The 18,196-nt window shown below is 67.3% G+C and carries 18 protein-coding genes; 9 read left to right on the top strand and 9 right to left on the bottom strand.

Annotated features, from left to right (window positions below; genetic code table 11):
- Nucleotides 1-37: 37 nt before the first annotated feature.
- On the bottom strand, nucleotides 38-1,120 hold the full coding sequence (locus tag ACFY4A_RS09595) for an inositol-3-phosphate synthase (protein WP_390828856.1): 1,083 nt from the start codon (nucleotides 1,118-1,120) through the stop codon (nucleotides 38-40).
- A gap of 44 nt (nucleotides 1,121-1,164) precedes the next feature.
- Nucleotides 1,165-1,848, bottom strand: coding sequence for a helix-turn-helix transcriptional regulator (locus tag ACFY4A_RS09590; RefSeq protein ID WP_390828855.1), 684 nt, complete (start codon nucleotides 1,846-1,848; stop codon nucleotides 1,165-1,167).
- Between the two features lie 397 nt (nucleotides 1,849-2,245).
- Between ACFY4A_RS09590 and ACFY4A_RS09585 the strand changes: the two genes are divergently transcribed.
- Both ACFY4A_RS09585 and ACFY4A_RS09580 read left to right on the top strand, forming a co-directional pair.
- Nucleotides 2,246-4,951 carry a transglycosylase domain-containing protein gene (locus ACFY4A_RS09585; RefSeq protein WP_390828854.1) on the top strand — a complete coding sequence of 902 codons (2,706 nt, stop codon included), beginning with the start codon at nucleotides 2,246-2,248 and terminating at the stop codon, nucleotides 4,949-4,951.
- 108 nt (nucleotides 4,952-5,059) lie between these two features.
- Complete coding sequence (locus ACFY4A_RS09580; RefSeq protein WP_390828853.1) at nucleotides 5,060-6,568, top strand: glycosyltransferase family 87 protein; 1,509 nt, start codon at nucleotides 5,060-5,062, stop codon at nucleotides 6,566-6,568.
- An 89-nt stretch (nucleotides 6,569-6,657) separates the two neighbouring features.
- Here ACFY4A_RS09580 and ACFY4A_RS09575 read toward each other — a convergent pair whose 3' ends face one another.
- From ACFY4A_RS09575 to ACFY4A_RS09565, 3 genes are all read right to left on the bottom strand, one after another.
- The gene (locus ACFY4A_RS09575) at nucleotides 6,658-7,689 is read right to left on the bottom strand and encodes an alanine racemase (protein WP_390828852.1); all 1,032 of its coding nucleotides are present in this window, start codon (nucleotides 7,687-7,689) and stop codon (nucleotides 6,658-6,660) included.
- An 83-nt stretch (nucleotides 7,690-7,772) separates the two neighbouring features.
- Nucleotides 7,773-8,894, bottom strand: a complete 1,122-nt coding sequence (gene femX, locus ACFY4A_RS09570) for a peptidoglycan bridge formation glycyltransferase FemX (RefSeq protein WP_390828851.1) — start codon at nucleotides 8,892-8,894, stop codon at nucleotides 7,773-7,775.
- A 210-nt stretch (nucleotides 8,895-9,104) separates the two neighbouring features.
- Complete coding sequence (locus tag ACFY4A_RS09565) at nucleotides 9,105-9,428, bottom strand: hypothetical protein (RefSeq protein WP_358738313.1); 324 nt, start codon at nucleotides 9,426-9,428, stop codon at nucleotides 9,105-9,107.
- Between the two features lie 284 nt (nucleotides 9,429-9,712).
- Here ACFY4A_RS09565 and rpsF point away from each other — a divergent pair, with 284 nt between their 5' ends.
- The 4 genes from rpsF to rplI all read left to right on the top strand — a co-directional run bounded on the left by rpsF (nucleotide 9,713) and on the right by rplI (nucleotide 11,387).
- Entirely contained in the window at nucleotides 9,713-10,003 is a 291-nt protein-coding gene (gene rpsF / locus ACFY4A_RS09560) for a 30S ribosomal protein S6 (RefSeq protein WP_009189556.1), read from the top strand.
- 70 nt (nucleotides 10,004-10,073) lie between these two features.
- On the top strand, nucleotides 10,074-10,643 hold the full coding sequence (locus ACFY4A_RS09555) for a single-stranded DNA-binding protein (protein WP_390828850.1): 570 nt from the start codon (nucleotides 10,074-10,076) through the stop codon (nucleotides 10,641-10,643).
- A gap of 42 nt (nucleotides 10,644-10,685) precedes the next feature.
- On the top strand, nucleotides 10,686-10,922 hold the full coding sequence (gene rpsR, locus ACFY4A_RS09550; RefSeq protein WP_003949403.1) for a 30S ribosomal protein S18: 237 nt from the start codon (nucleotides 10,686-10,688) through the stop codon (nucleotides 10,920-10,922).
- 18 nt (nucleotides 10,923-10,940) lie between these two features.
- A complete protein-coding gene (gene rplI, locus ACFY4A_RS09545) occupies nucleotides 10,941-11,387 on the top strand; it encodes a 50S ribosomal protein L9 (RefSeq protein ID WP_390828849.1) in 447 nt (148 codons plus the stop codon).
- A gap of 146 nt (nucleotides 11,388-11,533) precedes the next feature.
- Here rplI and ACFY4A_RS09540 read toward each other — a convergent pair whose 3' ends face one another.
- A complete protein-coding gene (locus ACFY4A_RS09540; protein ID WP_390828848.1) occupies nucleotides 11,534-12,871 on the bottom strand; it encodes an MATE family efflux transporter in 1,338 nt (445 codons plus the stop codon).
- Between the two features lie 459 nt (nucleotides 12,872-13,330).
- Here ACFY4A_RS09540 and dnaB point away from each other — a divergent pair, with 459 nt between their 5' ends.
- On the top strand, nucleotides 13,331-14,809 hold the full coding sequence (gene dnaB / locus ACFY4A_RS09535; RefSeq protein WP_390828847.1) for a replicative DNA helicase: 1,479 nt from the start codon (nucleotides 13,331-13,333) through the stop codon (nucleotides 14,807-14,809).
- A 685-nt stretch (nucleotides 14,810-15,494) separates the two neighbouring features.
- Here dnaB and ACFY4A_RS09530 read toward each other — a convergent pair.
- On the bottom strand, nucleotides 15,495-15,746 hold the full coding sequence (locus tag ACFY4A_RS09530) for a hypothetical protein (protein WP_390828846.1): 252 nt from the start codon (nucleotides 15,744-15,746) through the stop codon (nucleotides 15,495-15,497).
- Between ACFY4A_RS09530 and ACFY4A_RS09525 the strand changes: the two genes are divergently transcribed.
- Both ACFY4A_RS09525 and ACFY4A_RS09520 read left to right on the top strand, forming a co-directional pair.
- On the top strand, nucleotides 15,736-16,065 hold the full coding sequence (locus ACFY4A_RS09525) for a hypothetical protein (protein ID WP_390828845.1): 330 nt from the start codon (nucleotides 15,736-15,738) through the stop codon (nucleotides 16,063-16,065). The two genes, ACFY4A_RS09530 and ACFY4A_RS09525, sit on opposite strands and share 11 nt — an antisense overlap.
- Entirely contained in the window at nucleotides 16,062-16,196 is a 135-nt protein-coding gene (locus ACFY4A_RS09520; RefSeq protein ID WP_390828844.1) for a hypothetical protein, read from the top strand. The genes ACFY4A_RS09525 and ACFY4A_RS09520 overlap by 4 nt, the downstream gene beginning before the upstream one ends.
- Before the next feature lie 226 nt (nucleotides 16,197-16,422).
- On the opposite strand, the gene ACFY4A_RS09515 is transcribed toward ACFY4A_RS09520, so the two are convergent.
- Nucleotides 16,423-16,989, bottom strand: a complete 567-nt coding sequence (locus ACFY4A_RS09515; protein WP_390828843.1) for a dihydrofolate reductase family protein — start codon at nucleotides 16,987-16,989, stop codon at nucleotides 16,423-16,425.
- A 622-nt stretch (nucleotides 16,990-17,611) separates the two neighbouring features.
- Entirely contained in the window at nucleotides 17,612-18,118 is a 507-nt protein-coding gene (locus ACFY4A_RS09510; protein ID WP_390828842.1) for a hypothetical protein, read from the bottom strand.
- Nucleotides 18,119-18,196 lie beyond the last annotated feature (78 nt).

The following is an 18,196-nucleotide window of genomic DNA, read 5'->3' as shown; positions in this document are numbered from 1 at the left end:
CAACAGCCCTGGCAGGAGCGGTTTTGCGAAGCGCTCTCTAGCGCTCGACCTCGCCGCGGATGAACTTCTCCACGTTCTCGCGGGCCTCGTCGTCGAAGTACTGCACCGGCGGGGACTTCATGAAGTACGAGGACGCCGACAGGATCGGACCACCGATGCCCCGGTCCTTGGCGATCTTCGCGGCGCGCAGGGCGTCGATGATGACACCGGCGGAGTTCGGGGAGTCCCAGACCTCGAGCTTGTACTCCAGGCTCAGCGGGACGTCGCCGAAGGCGCGGCCCTCGAGGCGGACGTAGGCCCACTTGCGGTCGTCGAGCCAGGCCACGTAGTCGGACGGGCCGATGTGGACGTTCTTCTCGCCGAGGTCCCGGTCGGGGATCTGGGAGGTGACGGCCTGCGTCTTGGAGATCTTCTTGGACTCCAGCCGGTCGCGCTCCAGCATGTTCTTGAAGTCCATGTTGCCGCCGACGTTCAGCTGCATGGTGCGGTCCAGGATGACACCGCGGTCCTCGAACAGCTTCGCCATGACGCGGTGCGTGATGGTCGCGCCGACCTGCGACTTGATGTCGTCGCCGACGATCGGGACGCCCGCCTCGGTGAACTTGTCCGCCCACTCCTTGGTTCCGGCGATGAAGACCGGGAGCGCGTTGACGAAGGCGACCTTGGCCTCGATGGCGCACTGGGCGTAGAACTTCGCCGCGTCCTCGGAACCCACGGGCAGGTAGCAGACCAGGACGTCGACCTGCTTGTCCTTGAGGACCTGGACGACGTCGACCGGGGCCTCGGCGGACTCCTCGATGGTCTGCCGGTAGTACTTGCCGAGACCGTCGAGGGTGTGGCCGCGCTGAACCGTCAGACCGGTGCTGGGCACGTCGCAGATCTTGATGGTGTTGTTCTCGGAGGCGCCGATGGCGTCCGCGAGGTCCAGGCCGACCTTCTTCGCGTCGACGTCGAAGGCGGCGACGAACTCGATGTCACGCACGTGGTAGTCGCCGAACTGCACGTGCATGAGGCCCGGGACCTTGGACGCCGGGTCGGCGTCCTTGTAGTACTCGACGCCCTGCACCAGCGACGCGGCGCAGTTGCCCACGCCGACGATGGCTACGCGAACCGAACCCATTCCGGTTGCTCCCTGTGTGTAATCGGTGAAGCCCCGACGGGACCTCACGTGGCGGTGTCGTCGGGCGTATCCGGTCGGGGAGACTCCCCCGACCGGGGCAGGCCGCCCGTCGCTCCAGTGGTGGTGTCCAGCGACGCGGGCCCCCCGGAGGCGGAACCCTTGAGGTCCCGCCCGGCCCGCTCGCTCTCGATGAGCTCGTTCAGCCAGCGCACTTCGCGCTCCACGGACTCCATCCCGTGGCGCTGGAGCTCGAGTGTGTAGTCGTCGAGGCGCTCCCGGGTGCGCGCCAGAGAGGCGCGCATCTTCTCCAGACGCTCCTCCAGCCGGCTGCGGCGGCCCTCCAGCACGCGCATGCGTACGTCGCGCGACGTCTGCCCGAAGAAGGCGAAGCGCGCGGCGAAGTGCTCGTCCTCGTACGTGTCGGGGCCCGTCTGCGAGAGCAGCTCCTCGAAGTGCTCCTTACCTTCGGCCGTCAACCGGTAGACGATTTTGGCGCGGCGCCCCGCGAGCGCGGCGGAGACGGCGTCCTCAGGAGCGTTCCCCGGCTCCTCGATCAACCAGCCGTTGGCGACCAGCGTCTTGAGGCAGGGATAGAGCGTCCCGTAGCTGAACGCACGGAACACACCCAGTGACGTATTGAGTCGTTTGCGCAGCTCATAGCCGTGCATCGGAGATTCGCGGAGCAGGCCGAGTACGGCGAACTCGAGGATGCCGGAACGCCGGCCCATCGTCGCCTCCTCTTTCCCGGGACCCGGTGGCGGCGGGCCGCTCCGGGTGCCGTGCCGGTGCTTATCTCGCTCTGATGTATCGACTCGATACATCACGACGATAGAACCCAGCCCGGGATGCGACAAGAGGGGGCAGGGTGAACGGGATCACATCGCCGGTTGGTCGGGGGTAAGTTGCCTGATTTGGGGTGAACTTCGAGGCTCAGCGGGTTTTGACAGTGCGTAGTCTGTGCGCCATGCACACCGCCGGGAACCAAGTGACACCTGGGGAACGTCCTCGTCCCCGGTGCGGTACGGGTGAATACACGACCGACCACATCCGTACTTCGGGGGGACCGGAAACCAGCCGCCGTTTCCAGGCGCGCAAGGGTGCGCCTGCCCGAGGAGTAATCGTTCGATGAGCGAGCACCGTCGCAAACCGCCGCAGCCGCAGGGAGGCGGACGTGCCGCGGCCCGACGTGGCCAGTCCGGCTCGTCCACCGGCCGCCGCGCGGCACCGCGAGGCGCCAGCGGATCTCCTGCCGACTCCTATGGATCCGATTCCCACGGGCCGGTTCCGGGGTCGGGTTCGTATGGCGCGGGAGGTGAGGAGCGCCCGTACGAAGGCCGTGCCGCCGCTCGGCGGGCGGCGCAGAGAAGTGGCGGCCGTCGCGCCCGGCCCGGCGGTCCGAACGGGCCCGGGCGCGGCCGTGGCCGGGCGGCGCCGTCCGCCAAGAACCGGTTCGTCGACTACCCGCGCGCGGGCAAGGACGGGTGGCGCCGCTGGATGCCGTCCTGGAAGCTCGTGACGGGGCTGTTCATCGGCTTCGTCGGGAGCCTGGTCGCGGTCGCCGGTATCGGGTACGCCATGGTGGGCGTGCCCGATGTGGCGCAGACCGCGACCGCGCAGAACAACGTCTACCTCTGGTCCGACGGTTCGCCGATGGTCTCGACGGGTGGCGAGACGAACCGGCAGATCGTCAACCTGTCGCAGATTCCCGAGGCGATGCAGTGGGCGGTCATCTCCCAGGAGAACAAGACCTTCTACTCCGACAGCGGAGTCGACCCCAAGGGCATCGCCCGCGCGTTCTTCAACATGGCCACCGGCGGCCAGACCCAGGGTGGTTCCACCATCACCCAGCAGTACGTGAAGAACGCGAGGCTGGACGACCAGTCGCAGACGATCTCCCGTAAGTTCAAGGAGATCTTCATCTCGGTCAAGGTGGGCGCCACCGTCGACAAGAAGGAGATCCTGGCGGGTTACCTGAACTCGGCCTACTACGGCCGGGGTGCCTACGGGATCCAGGCGGCCGCGCGCGCTTATTTCGACAAGGACGCCATCGACCTGGACCCGGGCGAGTGCGCCTTCCTGTCCGCGATGCTCAAGGGCGCGACATACTACGACCCGGCGGGCCAGACCTCCATCGATCCCACCGAAGCCACCGCGGAGAAGAACACCAGGCGGGCCCTGATGCAGATGCAGGACACGCTCAACAAGATGGTCCAGTCCAAGCATCTGAGCGCCACCGATCGGGCCAAGTACACCAAGCTCCCCGACTGGAAGAACCCGCGGTCGAACACCCAGCTGAGCGGTCAGACCGGCTACCTCGTGGACCTGGCCAACAGCTATCTGGTCACCCACAGCGACGAGACCGGCATCACCGCGGACAAGCTGCGGCTGGGCGGCTACACGATCAAGACGACCTTCGACAAGAAGAAGGTCACGAAGCTGGAAAACGCGGTCAAGAAGGTCCAGAAAGCCAACATCAACCCCAAACTGCGCCCGAAGACGGACACGCACGTCCAGTTCGGCGGTGCCTCGGTGGACCCGAAGACGGGTGCCATCGTGGCGATCTACGGCGGCGAGGACGCGACCAGGCACTTCACCAACAACGCCGACGCGACCGGTGCCCAGGTCGGCTCGACCTTCAAGCCGTTCGTGCTGGCCGCGGCCATGCGGGACGGCGTCCGCGACCCCAGTCTGGGCGAATCGCAGTCACAGGACGAACGCACCCTGGTGTCGCCCAAGAGCCGGTTCAGCGGTAAGAACAAGCTCAAGATCAAGAAATACGACGGGACCGTCTGGAGGAATGAGAAGGGCGAGGAGTGGCTGCAGACCAACGACGGTCACAAGACGTACGGTGAGCCCCCGAATTACTTGATCGACCTTCGCGAGGCGATGCGGGAGTCGGTGAACTCGGCCTTCGTGCAGCTCGGCATGGACGTCGGCCTGGACAAGGTCAAGCAGGCCGCCCTCGACGCCGGTCTGAAGGACAACAGCCTGACCGGCACCAGCTACCCGTCCTTCTCCATCGGCATCTCCGACCCCAGCGCCATCCGCATGGCGGGCGCCTACGCCACCTTCGCCAAGAGCGGTGAGCAGAACGACCCGTTCTCCGTCCTGGAGGTCAACAGCAAGGACGGGCAGATCTACAAGCACGAGGGCAAGCCCAGGCAGGCCTTCACGTCGGCCGTCGCCGACAACGTCACGGACATCCTCAAGACCGTGGTCGAGAAGGGTACGGGCACCAACGCCCAGCTGCCCGGGCGCGAGGTGGCCGGCAAGACCGGTACCACCGACGGAAACAAGTCCGCCTGGTTCGTCGGCTACACCCCGCAGCTGTCCACCGCGATCGGCATGTTCCGGCTGGACGACAACGAGAAGAACAAGTCGCGCAAGTTCGAGGAGATGTACGGCACGGGCGGCCAGGACAAGATCCACGGTGCCTCGTTCCCGTCCGAGATCTGGCACGACTACATGCTGGAGGCACTCCAGGGCGCGCCGGCCGAGAAGTTCCCGAAGCCCGAGCCCATCGGCGAGATCGTCAACGCGGCGCCCAGCCCCACGCCGACGCCCTCGGCCACCCCGACCGAGGAGGCGAGCCCGACGCCGTCTCCCACGCCCAGCGAGGTCGAGCCCAGCCCGACTCCCTCGCCGTCCCGGTCGCGCTGCGGCTTCTTCGGCTGCAACGACAACGGCGGCGAGACAGGCGCCGGCGGCGCGGACGGAGGCATCACCCCGACACCGTCACCGACCGATTCAGGCGGCAGCGGCGACGGCAATGGAGGCGGCAGCAAGGGCAACGGCAACGGAGGCAGCTTCTTCGGAGGCACGACCAACTAGCCGCCTGACCGCCCCACGAGGGTGTTTCACGTGAAACAAGGGCCGCCGCACCCACCGGGTGCGGCGGCCCTCGGCTTTCTCTTGGACGTGTACGGCAGGATGTGTCCCATGCCCAGTGCTGAATCGACGCAAGCGAGCGTGCACGAGCCGGACCCGGTGCGGCCCACCAAGGAGGACGAGGTCGCGGCGGCCGGCAGTGAGCTGATCGGCGGCCCCGTCGGGCGGCGTGCCCTGCTCGGGAGGTCCTGGTGGACCCCCGTACGGGTCGTTGCGCTCGTCGCGATCGGCATGTTCGCCATCGGCCTGGTCCAGAAGGTGCCCTGCTACCAAGGCGCCTGGTTCTTCGGCGCGAGCTCGCAGTACACGAAGGCCTGCTACTCGGACATTCCGCACCTCTACCAGGGGCGCGGCTTCGCCGAGAGTCTCGTGCCCTACTTCGACAAGCTCCCCGGCGACATGCCGTACCTGGAGTACCCCGTACTGACCGGGGTCTTCATGGAACTGGCCTCTTGGCTGACCCCGCACAGCGGCAGTATCCAGCACCAGGAACAGTGGTACTGGATGGTCAACTCCGGGATGCTGATGGTGTGCGCGGCCGTCATCGCCGTCTGCGTGGCCCGTACACACGCCCGGCGGCCGTGGGACGGTCTGCTGGTCGCCCTCGCGCCGGCCTTCGCGTTGACCGCCACCATCAACTGGGACCTGCTGGCGGTCGCCCTGACGGCCGCCGCGATGCTGATGTGGTCCCGCGGGCGCTCGGTCGCCTTCGGTGTCCTGCTGGGCCTCGCCACGGCCGCCAAGCTCTATCCCGTCTTCCTGCTCGGCCCGCTGTTCGTGCTGTGCTGGCGGGCGGGGAAGTGGCGGGACTTCGGCAAGGCGCTGGCGGGTGCCGTCGTCGCCTGGCTGGTGGTGAATCTGCCGGTGATGGCCTTCGCCTCCGAGGGCTGGTGGCAGTTCTACAAGTTCAGCCACGACCGGGGCGTCGACTTCGGCTCCTTCTGGCTCATCTGGGCCCAGAACTCGAGCAGTCCGCCGAGCACCGATTTCGTCAACACCACGGCCACGCTGCTGGTAGTGCTGTGCGCACTCGGCATCGCGGTGCTGACGCTGTACGCCCCGCGCCGTCCGCGCTTCGCCCAGCTCGCCTTCCTGATCGTGGCGGCCTTCATCATCACCAACAAGGTCTACTCGCCGCAGTACGTCCTGTGGTTGGTCCCACTGGCCGCGCTGGCCCGGCCCAAGTGGCGGGACTTCCTGATCTGGCAGGCCTGCGAGGTGGCGTACTTCCTCGGCATCTGGATGTACCTCGCGTACACGACCAGCGGAGACGCCCACAAGGGTCTGCCGACCGAGGGCTACCACTGGGCGATCGCCGTGCACCTGCTGGGCACGCTGTACCTGTGCGCGGTCGTCGTGCGCGACATCCTCATGCCGGAGCGGGACGTGGTGCGCCGCGCCGGCGACGACGACCCCTCGGGCGGTGTCCTCGACGGTGCCGAGGACGTCTTCGTCCTCGGCACCCAGGCGCGTCCGCGATACCGGGAGGCGGACTTGGGCGGCCCCCAGGTGGAGTGGGGCGGACAGGGCAAGCCCGCACCCCAGGGCGGTTCGCTCTGAGCGAACAGCTTTCAGGAGGTCACACGAAAGGCCGTACCCGGCACTGCCGGGTACGGCCTTTCGCATGAGAACGGCTGCTTGAGGACCGCTCAGTGGTCCATGAGCCGGTCGAACTGCGTGGTGGTGTGGCGCAGATGGGCCACCAACTCGTCACCGACCTTGGGCTCCTGTGCGTCCGAGGGGACGAACAGGATCGACACCTGCATGTGCGGCGGCTCCGCGAACCAGCGCTGCTTGCCGCTCCAGACGAACGGGGAGAGGTTGCGGTTCACCGTGGCCAGGCCGGCGCGGGCGACGCCCTTGGCGCGCGGCATGACGCCGTGCAGCGCCTTGGGGGCCTCCAGGCCCACCCCGTGGGACGTACCGCCCGCCACGACCACCAGGAAGCCGTCCGAGGCCGCCTTCTGCTGACGGTAGCCGAATCGGTCGCCCTTGTTGACCCGCGTGACGTCCAGGACCGCGCCGCGGTACTCGGTTGCCTCGTGGTCCCCCAGCCAGAGCCGCGTGCCGATGCGGGCACGGAAGCGCGTCTGCGGGAACTGCTGCTGCAACCGGGCGAGTTCCTCTGCCTTGAGGTGGCTGACGAACATCGTGTGCAGCGGCAGGCGGGCCGCGCGCAGCCGGTCCATCCAGCCGATGACCTCCTCCACGGCGTCCGAACCGTCCGTGCGGTCCAGCGGCAGATGGATGGCGAAACCCTCCAGCCGGACGTTCTCGATGGCGGCGTGCAACTGCGGCAGGTCCTGCTCGCTGATGCCGTGCCGCTTCATCGAGGACATCACCTCGATGACGACACGGGCCCCGACGAGGCCGTACACCCCGTCGACCGACGACACCGAGCGGACCACACGGTCGGGCAGCGGCACCGGCTCCTCGCCGCGGCGGTACGGCGTCAGCACCAGCAGGTCACCGCTGAAGAAGTCCTTGATGCGGGCGGCCTCGTACGTCGTGCCGACGGCGAGGACGTCGGAGCCCAGCCGGGTGGCCTCCTCCGCCAGCCGCTCGTGCCCGAATCCGTAGCCGTTGCCCTTGCAGACCGGGACCAGCCCGGGGAACTGCTCCTGCACGTGCTTGTGGTGCGCCCGCCAGCGCGCGGTGTCGACGTAGAGCGTGAGCGCCATGGCCGGACCTGGAACCTTTCTCGTGGCTGCGGTGTATCAGAAGTATGGAAGGTGTCGACGGGGTCGAAGCGAAGAGCGTCAGGTCAGCGGCGCGACATGTAGATGTCGAGCGCCTTGTGGAGCAGCTTGTTCAGCGGGAAGTCCCACTCCCCGAGGTACTCGGCGGCCTGACCGCCGGTGCCGACCTTGAACTGGATCAGACCGAAGAGGTGGTCGGTCTCGTCCAGCGAGTCGGAGATGCCGCGCAGGTCGTAGACCGTGGCGCCGAGCGCGTAGGCGTCGCGCAGCATCCGCCACTGCATCGCGTTCGAGGGCCGGACCTCACGGCCGATGTTGTCGGAGGCGCCGTAGGAGTACCAGACGTGCCCGCCGACGATCAGCATCGTCGCCGCTGCCAGATTCACGCCGTTGTGCCGGGCGAAGTACAGCCGCATCCGGTTGGGGTCCTCGGTGTTGAGGGCCGTCCACATGCGCTGGAAGTACGACAGCGGGCGGGGCCTGAAGTGGTCGCGCACCGCCGTGATCTCGTACAGCCGCTGCCATTCCTCGAGGTCCTGGTAGCCGCCCTGGACGACCTCGACCCCGGCCTTCTCCGCCTTCTTGATGTTGCGGCGCCACAGCTGGTTGAAGTTCTTGTGCACCTCTTCCAGGGACCGGTTGGCGAGCGGCACCTGGAAGACATAACGGGGCTGCACGTCGCCGAAGCCGGCGCCGCCGTCCTCGCCCTGCTGCCAGCCCATGCGTCGCAGCTTGTCGGCGACCTCGAAGGCGCGGGGCTCGATGAAGTCGGCCTCCAGGTCGCGCAGGCGCTTGACGTCCGAGTCCTGGATGCCCTTCTTGATCGTCTCGGCGTTCCAACGGCGGATGATCACCGGCGGGCCCATCTTCACCGAGAAGGCGCCCTGCTGCTTCAGATGGGCCAGCATCGGCTGGATCCAGTCGTCGAGATTCGGCGCGAACCAGTTGATGACCGGGCCCTCGGGCAGGTAGGCGAGATACCGCTTGATCTTGGGCAGCTGGCGGTACAGGACCAGGCCCGCGCCGACCAGTTCGCCGGTGCGGTCGTCGAACCAGCCCAGGTTCTCCGAGCGCCACTCCGCCTTGACCTCTGCCCAGGCCGGGACCTGCATGTGACTCGCCGCGGGCAGGTTCTGGATGTAGGCCAGATGCTGCTCTCGACTGATGGTCCTCAGGGTCAGGCTCATTCGGGGCGCTCCTCGGGCTGGCGTGTCCCCATGGGTGGGGCTCCGGCTCTCGCGCCGAAGCCTACTGCGCCCTGGGAGCGCGCAGACTGGCCGCACGCAACCATCGCCCCGGCCTGTTCACCGCCGTGGCGCCGGGCGTGCGGTCGTACGGACGGCGTCCGCGGTGTCCGGCGGACGCCGTCCGTGAGGAACGGCCGGGCGTGCCCGGTGTCAGCTGAACAGGCCGCCGAAGAGGCCGCCGTGCGCCAGGCCGAGATAGAAGCCGACCGCGGAGGCGCCGAGGCCGAGCACCAGCCCGAAGCGCTCGCGCGTCGTCACGGAGATCCACTGCCCGTAGGCGCCGGTGAGGATCCCCACCAGACCGGCCCAGGAGCTCAGCAGGTGCAGGCTGTGGAAGAGGAGCCCGGTGATGAACGCCAGCACGCCCAGCACCAGGGTCACCACGAGCAGGGTGTCCTGGACCGGGTGGGACTTGCCATCGGTGGCGAAGAGGCCGCCGCCCGCGGCGGTGTTCGGTCGCATCGTCTGTGCCATGGGGCACCTCCAGCGAAAAGCGGCGCATCTTAGCGCCGTACACACCCGAGGTGTCCAGGTTGACGGGTCCGGCGCCCCGATTTCAACCGGAAGCGGGTGTGCGGGTAGTCTGTACGTTCTGCACGGTGTCTGCCCAGGCTGAGCCACGGCGAACCTGGAGAGTCCGTCAGTCCGCCCTCATTGTCAGTGGCGGCTGATGTACTGCAAGCACTGTTGCGTACGCATCACAACCCTCCTGCCACGGAACGACCGTGGCCGTTGAGTCCAAAGGAGGTGGGTTCCACATGCGTCACTACGAGGTGATGGTCATCCTCGACCCCGATCTCGAGGAGCGTTCTGTCTCCCCCCTGATCGAGAACTTCCTTTCCGTCGTCCGTGACGGTGGCGGAAAGGTCGAGAAGGTCGACACCTGGGGCCGTCGTCGTCTCGCGTACGAGATCAAGAAGAAGCCCGAGGGCATCTACTCGGTCATCGACCTGCAGGCCGAGCCTGCGGTCGTCAAGGAGCTCGACCGCCAGATGAACCTGAACGAGTCGGTCCTCCGGACCAAGGTCCTTCGCCCCGAGACCCACTGAGCCCTTCGCTCAGCTGATCTCGGGATTCGAGTAGCAAGCAGCCAGAGCAAACCCGCCGAGAGGTTCCCCCATGGCAGGCGAGACCGTCATCACGGTCGTCGGCAATCTTGTCGACGACCCCGAGCTGCGCTTCACCCCGTCCGGTGCGGCGGTCGCGAAGTTCCGCGTCGCGTCCACTCCTCGCACCTTCGACCGCCAGACGAACGAGTGGAAGGACGGCGAGAGCCTCTTCCTGACCTGCTCGGTCTGGCGTCAGGCGGCGGAGAACGTCGCCGAGTCGCTCCAGCGAGGCATGCGCGTCATCGTGCAGGGCCGGCTGAAGCAGCGGTCCTACGAGGACCGTGAGGGCGTCAAGCGCACGGTCTACGAACTGGACGTCGACGAAGTCGGTGCCAGCCTGCGCAACGCCACGGCCAAGGTCACCAAGACCTCGGGCCGCGGTGGGCAGGGTGGTTACGGCGGCGGTGGCGGCCAGGGTGGCGGTGGCTGGGGCGGTGGCCCCGGCGGCGGCCAGCAGGGCGGTGCTCCCGCCGACGACCCGTGGGCGACCGGCGCTCCCGCCGGTGGCAACCAGGGTGGCGGCGGCTGGGGCGGCGGCTCCGGCGGCGGTGGCGGCTACTCGGACGAGCCCCCCTTCTAGGCGGGCCGTACCCCAACTTCTTGATCACACAGGAGAAACACCATGGCGAAGCCGCCTGTGCGCAAGCCTAAGAAGAAGGTCTGCGCTTTCTGCAAGGACAAGGTCACGTACGTGGACTACAAGGACACGAACATGCTGCGGAAGTTCATTTCCGACCGCGGCAAGATCCGTGCCCGTCGCGTGACCGGCAACTGCACGCAGCACCAGCGTGACGTCGCCACGGCCGTCAAGAACAGCCGTGAGATGGCGCTGCTGCCCTACACCTCCACTGCGCGCTAAGGGAAGGGTGAGCCACTCATGAAGATCATCCTCACCCACGAGGTCTCCGGCCTCGGTGCCGCGGGCGACGTCGTGGACGTCAAGGACGGTTACGCTCGCAACTACCTGATCCCGCGGAAGTTCGCGATCCGCTGGACCAAGGGCGGCGAGAAGGACGTCGAGCAGATCCGTCGTGCTCGCAAGATCCACGAGATCCAGACCATCGAGCAGGCCAACCAGATCAAGGCCCAGCTCGAGGGCGTGAAGGTCCGCCTGGCCGTCCGCTCCGGCGACTCCGGGCGCCTGTTTGGTTCCGTCACCCCGGCCGATATCGCCTCGGCGATCAAGGCTGCCGGCGGGCCCGAGGTCGACAAGCGCCGCATTGAGCTGGGCGCGCCGATCAAGTCCCTGGGCGCCCACGAGACGTCCGTGCGTCTGCACCCCGAGGTTGCCGCCAAGGTCACCATCGAGGTCGTCGCCGCGTAAGGCACTTCGCTCGGCTTGATCAGTCGGGAAGGGGCCGCATCCGTCGAGGATGCGGCCCCTTCCGCGTGACTGAGATCAGCGGCGCGGGAAACGGCGTTCCATATGAAACGTGGCAGCCCGCGGTGTTTCACGTGAAACGGAAACGGTCAGCGTGTCGCTCCCGTGACGAGCCAGCGGCCCGAGCGGGAACGCAGCCACAGTGTCAGCATCCGCACGGTCATCATCAACGTCATGGCCGACCAGAGCGCGGTGAGCCCGCCGCCCAGAACAGGGACGAGCAACGCCACGGGCGTGAAGACCGCCAGGGTCACCAGCATGGCGCCGGCGAGATACGGTCCGTCTCCCGCGCCCATCAGCACACCGTCCAAGACGAAGACCACGCCGCAGATCGGCTGGGAGAGCGCCACCAGAAGCAGTGCGGCCACTGCCGCGTCCTTGACGAGGGCGTCACTGGTGAACAGCGAGAGGAAGAGCGGTCGGCTCAGGATCACCAGGAGCCCGAGGACGAATCCGACGGCTATCCCCCACTGCACCATGCGTCGGCAGGCCTCGCGAGCGCCCTGGGGATCGTCGGCGCCGAGATAGCGGCCGATGATGGCCTGTCCGGCGATGGCTATGGCGTCGAGGGCGAACGCGAGCAGGCTCCACAGGGACAGGATGATCTGGTGGGCGGCGATGTCCGCGTCACCGAGGCGGGCCGCGACGGCTGTGGCGATCATCAGGATCGCGCGCAGGGAGAGCGTACGGACGAGCAGCGGGGCACCGGCCTGTGCGGACGCCCTGATGCCGGCCCGATCGGGCCGCAGGGAGGCGTGGTGCCGACGGGCTCCACGGACGACCACACAGAGGTAGACCGCCGCCATGCCGCACTGGGCGATGACGGTGCCCCAGGCCGAGCCCGCGATGCCGAGTCCGGCGCCATAGACGAGCCCGACATTGAGGACGCCGTTGGCGACGAACCCGGCGACGGCCACATACAGCGGCGTCCGGGTGTCCTGGAGCCCACGAAGGACTCCGGTCGCGGCCAGCACGACGAGCATGGCCGGAATGCCGAGTGAGGAGATGCGCAGATAGGTCGTCGCATACGGTGCCGCCGTGGGCGAGGCGCCGAAGAGGTCCACCAGGGCGGGCGCGGTGGGCAGGACGACCGCGATGACGGCGGCCCCGAGCAGCAGTGCCAGCCAGATGCCGTCCATCCCCTGGCGGATGGCTGCCTGGATATCGCCCGCGCCGACACGGCGAGCGACGGCTGCCGTGGTGGCGTAGGCGAGGAAGACGAAGACGCTGACGGCGGTTGTCAGAAGGGCCGAGGCGATGCCGAGTCCGGCGAGTTGCGCCGTGCCGAGATGGCCGACGATCGCGCTGTCGGCCATCACGAAGAGCGGTTCGGCGACGAGTGCGCCGAAGGCCGGTACGGCCAGCGCGACGATCTCTCGGTCGTGCCGGCGCCGAGTGGCCGGACGGCGTGCGGGGGCCTGTGTCATGAGCACCAATGTAATCGTCCACAGGTAAGAGATGCAAAGCCATTGCACTCCTTACTTGAGGTTTGGTGGCGTTCGCTTGTGCGTACCGTTCGAGGCGATCTTGGTCTGACTGGGAAAGTTTTTCTTCTGCACAGCCAGTGGACGGGAAAACACCAGGTCAGGCGGGTCCTGTGGGTGGTGCCGAGGGCTTTTTCACAGGGCTGTCCACCGGCTCGTGCACAGGTTTCGCCGAGTTCTCCACAGCATCCGGGCGGTCGTCCACATGGCCTGTGGATAACCAGATTGGCTGACGCCGTCCTGGGCCCTACCGTGGTCCGGCGCCCGCTCCGTCCACCGGCTTCCAAAGCGTCACAAACCTGACGCGCCTGAAGCGGAGTTGGGCCTCTTATTTGTCAGTGCCGTCCCGTACAAAAGAGGGGCACGGCGAGGTCCGCTCGGCGGACGGGAGGAGGCTGCTCGGTGAGCATTTCCGAGCCCTTGGACGACCCGTGGGCCGACAGCGGTCCAGGTGATCGTCTGCCCGCCTCCCGCCGCCGCCCCGACGCGGAGCGCGGCCGGGACGAACAGCACGACCGCGGCCGGGAGAACGGCGCGTGGGACGACGGGGGCTCCGCCTTCGAACGCGTCCCCCCACAGGACCTCGACGCCGAACAGTCGGTCCTCGGCGGCATGCTCCTGTCCAAGGACGCCATCGCCGACGTGGTGGAGATCCTCAAGGGCCACGACTTCTACAAGCCGGCGCACGAGACGATCTACCAGGCGATCCTCGACGTCTATGCCAAGGGCGAGCCGGCCGACCCCATCACCATCGCCGCCGAGCTCACCAGACGCGGCGAGATCAACAAGGTCGGTGGTGCCTCGTATCTGCACTCGCTTGTACAGACCGTGCCGACGGCGGCGAATGCTGCGTACTACGCCGAGATCGTCCACGAACGTGCGATCCTGCGCCGCCTGGTCGAGGCGGGTACACGCATCACCCAGATGGGATACGCGGCCGACGACGACGTCGACGAGATCGTCAACCGCGCCCAGGCCGAGGTCTACGCGGTCACCGAGCAACGCACCAGCGAGGACTACCTGCCGCTGGGCGACATCATGGAGGGCGCGCTCGACGAGATCGAGGCGATCGGCTCGCGCAGCGGGGAGATGACCGGTGTGCCCACCGGGTTCACCGACTTCGACTCGCTGACGAACGGTCTGCACCCGGGCCAGATGATCGTCATCGCCGCGCGTCCCGCGATGGGCAAGTCCACGCTCGCACTGGACTTCGCGCGAGCGGCGTCGATCAAGCACAACCTGCCCAGCGTCATCTTCTCGCTGGAGATGGGGCGCAACGAGATCGCGATGCGTCTGCTGTCCGCCGAGGCCCGTGTCGCCCTGCACCACATGCGTTCGGGCACGATGACCGACGAGGACTGGACGCGGCTGGCCCGCCGGATGCCGGACGTCTCGGCCGCCCCGCTCTACATCGACGACTCCCCGAACCTGTCGATGATGGAGATCCGCGCCAAGTGCCGGCGTCTGAAGCAGCGCAACGACCTCAAGCTGGTCGTGATCGACTATCTCCAGCTGATGCAGTCCGGCGGTTCCAAGCGTGCCGAGAGCCGGCAGCAGGAGGTCTCGGACATGTCCCGCAACCTCAAGCTGCTGGCCAAGGAGCTGGAGATCCCGGTCATCGCGCTCTCCCAGCTCAACCGTGGCCCCGAGCAGCGCACGGACAAGAAGCCGATGGTCTCCGACCTGCGTGAGTCGGGATCCATCGAGCAGGACGCCGACATGGTCATCCTGCTGCACCGCGAGGACGCCTACGAGAAGGAGTCGCCGCGCGCCGGCGAGGCCGACCTCATCGTCGCCAAGCACCGCAACGGTCCGACCGCGACGATCACGGTCGCCTTCCAGGGCCACTACTCGCGGTTCGTGGACATGGCACAGACCTGATCCGGCGCCCGTGTAGGGTCTCAGATTTCGTGGCACAGTCTCAGCCGCGATGGCACAACCGTGGCACTTGTGCCGCTGTTGTGAGACTCCCTGGTCGGAGCTTTCATCCTTTCGGGTGTTGGAGATTCTGGTCCGGCCGTCGAGGGAACGAGGCGATGCGTGAGGAACTCTGGCAAGTCAGCATCACCAGCATCGACGGCTGGGGGCGCGACCTGAGCACGGTCCTGAACGCGGTGCACCTCGCGGCTCTTGCACCCAGCATGCGGCCCAATGAACAACTCTGGCATCGCACCCCCCACCGCCATGCCCCGTCGCACGGAGAAGACCAGCCGGGACATCGACCGAAGAGCCCGGAAGATCCCCAGCATTCTGGCCCGCCTGGACTACGCGGCTCACTCCGCCAGAAGGGGTCTATCCCCGCGCTATCGCCCCGGTCCTGGCCGCTTCCCTGCTGATCGTCGGTGGCAAAGCACGACTAGAGGACGTTGCCGGACGCCTCGGCTCGGCCACCAACGGGATCAACATCTCTCGCATTCTGCAGTGGCTTCAGGATCAGCCGCAGTGGACCGACACGGCTGTTGCCCTGGTCCGGCTCGCTGATCATCTCGATGCCACCGAGGTTCCTGTCGACTATCAGCGGCGACGCCGCCTGGACTACACCCGTCTGCTTCCCCACAGCCGCTGGTCACAGATCTGCCGCCACACCGGCACCCCGGTCGGCAGAGGACCCCGCGAACAGATCGTCCGAAGCCTGCTCTTCCAACGCATCAGCGGCCTCCCCGCCGAAGCCTTTCCCCGTTGCCAAAACCTCACCGAAGCAGAGTTCAGGCAACAGACCGCCTACTTCGCGGCCCTCCAAACCCCCGAACTCGCCGATGCGCTGGCTGAAGAAGCAAGGCACTTCCTTGCCGAGAACCGCATCCACTGTGCCGATCACCTGGCAGCCGCCCGCCATGCTGCTGAGCGGTCTCGACCTGCCCGGGTCCGACCCAGATCACATCGACGTCCCCCGCCTCCACCAACTCGTCCGCCAGCACAAGCATCCCGTCCAACATGCGGCCCGCGTGCTCGACACCAGCATCTCTGCCGTCCGCTATGTCCTGGACGAACACCCCGCCCCCGCAGCCGAGGTGACCGAACGCTCAGCGCGATCCACCGTCCAGATCCGCCAGCGGGCCCGCCGCGAAGTCCCGAAGGACGTCCTCGCACGCCTCTATCTCGAGAACGCCACTCACTCCAGGCGATCGCCGATATGACCGGCTTCTCCCGCGGATTGCTGACCGATCTTGCCCGCGAATACGACATCCCGATCGCTGGCTTCCAAGGCCGCCAGCCCCGCGTGACCATCGAACGGGCCTGGATCTTCGCCGGGACACGCCTCTGTTGAGTCAGACCGCGGACGGACACCGGACCGGCGACATAGCCCGGGAGAGCCAGCCCCGAAGAGCGGCAGACGGTTCACGAGCCACCCGGCCCGGCGTCCTACGGCACGCTACGAGCGGCCAACCCGACCGCGTCCCGCTACCCCCATACAAGTCGGCGGTTCAGGCTGAGGAAATGCCACGACGGTGAGAGGAAACACCCATCCAAGCCGTGAGACAGCGGGAAGCTGCTCAGCGCCTCGTCTCGTACCTGGTCAGGACCACGCCGCCGGGAACCGTCCGCGTCTCCACCAGGTTCAGGTTCACCCAGCTGTCCAGCGCGGTGAAAAACGGCGTGCCGCCGCCCACCAGGACCGGATGGGCGGCGATCACGTACTCGTCGATCAGCCCGGCGCGCATGGCCGCCCCGGCGAGCGTTGCGCCGCCGATGTTCATTGGGCCGCCGTCCTCGGCCTTGAGCCGGGTGATCTCGGCGATCGCGTCGCCGGTGACCAGGCGGGTGTTCCAGTCGACCTTGTCGATCGTCGAGGAGAACACCACCTTCGGCGTGTCCCGCCAGTTCCGCGCGAACTCGATCTCCGCCGGGGTGGCGTTGGGCTGCTGGTCGCCGGTCGGCCAGTAGGAGCTCATCGTCTCCCATAGCTTGCGCCCGTACAGCGACAGGCCACTCGCCTGCTCGTGGTCGAGCCACCACTGGAACAGCTCGTGGCTCGGCGGTCCGCTCCAGCCGATGTCGTCGCCGGCCGCGGCGATGTAGCCGTCCAGGGTCAGGTTCATGCCGTAGATCAGTTTCCGCATGGCCTTGCCTTCCGTCCGTGGGTGTCCGGCGTATAGACCAGCGCGGCGCGGGAAACTCATCGGTGCGCGATCTGGGCTCGCCGGTAGTCCTCGTGCTCGGGGCTCAGCGTGGTGTACTCGGCCGACACGGGCAAGCCGCCTGATCTCGACCTCGCCCTCGCGAGGAAATGCCACGGATTTGAGACTGATCATGGGTGACAAGGCCGTGAGACAGCCAAGAACGCCCAGGTCACGCAAGATCGACATGTCACGAGCGGCGAGACCCCACACGCCCGTGTAGGGTCTCAGATTTCGTGTCGGAATCTCACGGTCGATGTCGGATGGAAGTCGGCTCCGACATCTCGGTGAGACACCGCAGTTCAGCGGGTGCCCCGTCTTTGACGACCTGGCCTCAGTCTCAGACAATCTGGTCCGATTCGCCTGCGGCCTCGAGCGATCTGGCCGGGACGGAGGGGTGTTCGGGCGACCGTGCTCGGAACAATCCGCCGTCGTTTGGTCTCAGGGGGCCGCGCCTCTTTGGACTCACCCACCCGCGCTCGGGCCGTTCCCGGGGCCTTCTCTTGTTCTGCGGCAGCGAGTCCCGACGGTTCATGTCCCCGCTGCGCGCACTGAGCCCCGCGCTTCACTTTCCGGAGATCTTTGCGCGGGCATCGGACAGCAGTTGGAAGGCGTGCTTGCGGTCCTGCTTCAGCGTGCCGTCGACTCCGTCGACAGTGACTGTGATCAGCTTCCTGCCTTCGCCCGCGTAGGCGTTCACCCTGCCGCCCACCAGGAACTCCTCGGGAGGGTCGGCCCGGTAGGTGCCGCACGCCCCCTTGGTCCCCTTGAAGGTCTTGGTGACTTTGTCGGCCGACGTGGCGTGACACTTCCCGCCGACGTACTGGGCCACCTGGGCGGGATCCTTCCAGTCGAGGATCTCCAGCGAGACCTTCGCGACGGTGTGGAGCGGCCCGCTCGTACCGCGGCCCGCCTCCCTGACCGAGATATTGATCAGGCACGACCCCTTGCCGTCCTGGAAATGCCCGTTGACGTCGGCGAACTTGTTGTCGCCGAGCGCTGCGGCGACCGTTTCCGGCTTCAGGTAGTGGCCGCAGCCTGTGTTCACCCCCTCGGTCAGCGCTGGGGTCACCGAGGGGCCGGTCTCGCTCCTGCCGCCTCCTCCTCCACACCCGGTCATGAGCAGCAACACCACAACCAACCCGGCCCC

It is taken from the genome of Streptomyces sp. NPDC001292 (assembly GCF_042896465.1).
Lineage (GTDB): Bacteria > Actinomycetota > Actinomycetes > Streptomycetales > Streptomycetaceae > Streptomyces.
Note: the sequence above shows the minus strand (reverse complement) of the source record. Positions and strands in the feature narration are given on the sequence as shown.

Bases quoted from the DNA above. Each gene is read 5' to 3' on its own strand.
- ACFY4A_RS09595 (WP_390828856.1), bottom strand. From the start codon at position 1,120: ATGGGTTCGGTTCGCGTAGCCATCGTCGGCGTGGGCAACTGCGCCGCG.
- rplI (WP_390828849.1), top strand. From the start codon at position 10,941: ATGAAGATCATCCTCACCCACGAGGTCTCCGGCCTCGGTGCCGCGGGC.
- ACFY4A_RS09515 (WP_390828843.1), bottom strand. From the start codon at position 16,989: ATGCGGAAACTGATCTACGGCATGAACCTGACCCTGGACGGCTACATC.
- ACFY4A_RS09575 (WP_390828852.1), bottom strand. From the start codon at position 7,689: ATGGCGCTCACGCTCTACGTCGACACCGCGCGCTGGCGGGCGCACCAC.
- rpsF (WP_009189556.1), top strand. From the start codon at position 9,713: ATGCGTCACTACGAGGTGATGGTCATCCTCGACCCCGATCTCGAGGAG.
- ACFY4A_RS09520 (WP_390828844.1), top strand. From the start codon at position 16,062: ATGACCGGCTTCTCCCGCGGATTGCTGACCGATCTTGCCCGCGAATAC.
- ACFY4A_RS09585 (WP_390828854.1), top strand. From the start codon at position 2,246: ATGAGCGAGCACCGTCGCAAACCGCCGCAGCCGCAGGGAGGCGGACGT.
- femX (WP_390828851.1), bottom strand. From the start codon at position 8,894: ATGAGCCTGACCCTGAGGACCATCAGTCGAGAGCAGCATCTGGCCTAC.
- ACFY4A_RS09580 (WP_390828853.1), top strand. From the start codon at position 5,060: ATGCCCAGTGCTGAATCGACGCAAGCGAGCGTGCACGAGCCGGACCCG.
- rpsR (WP_003949403.1), top strand. From the start codon at position 10,686: ATGGCGAAGCCGCCTGTGCGCAAGCCTAAGAAGAAGGTCTGCGCTTTC.
- ACFY4A_RS09555 (WP_390828850.1), top strand. From the start codon at position 10,074: ATGGCAGGCGAGACCGTCATCACGGTCGTCGGCAATCTTGTCGACGAC.
- ACFY4A_RS09590 (WP_390828855.1), bottom strand. From the start codon at position 1,848: ATGGGCCGGCGTTCCGGCATCCTCGAGTTCGCCGTACTCGGCCTGCTC.
- ACFY4A_RS09540 (WP_390828848.1), bottom strand. From the start codon at position 12,871: ATGACACAGGCCCCCGCACGCCGTCCGGCCACTCGGCGCCGGCACGAC.
- ACFY4A_RS09565 (WP_358738313.1), bottom strand. From the start codon at position 9,428: ATGGCACAGACGATGCGACCGAACACCGCCGCGGGCGGCGGCCTCTTC.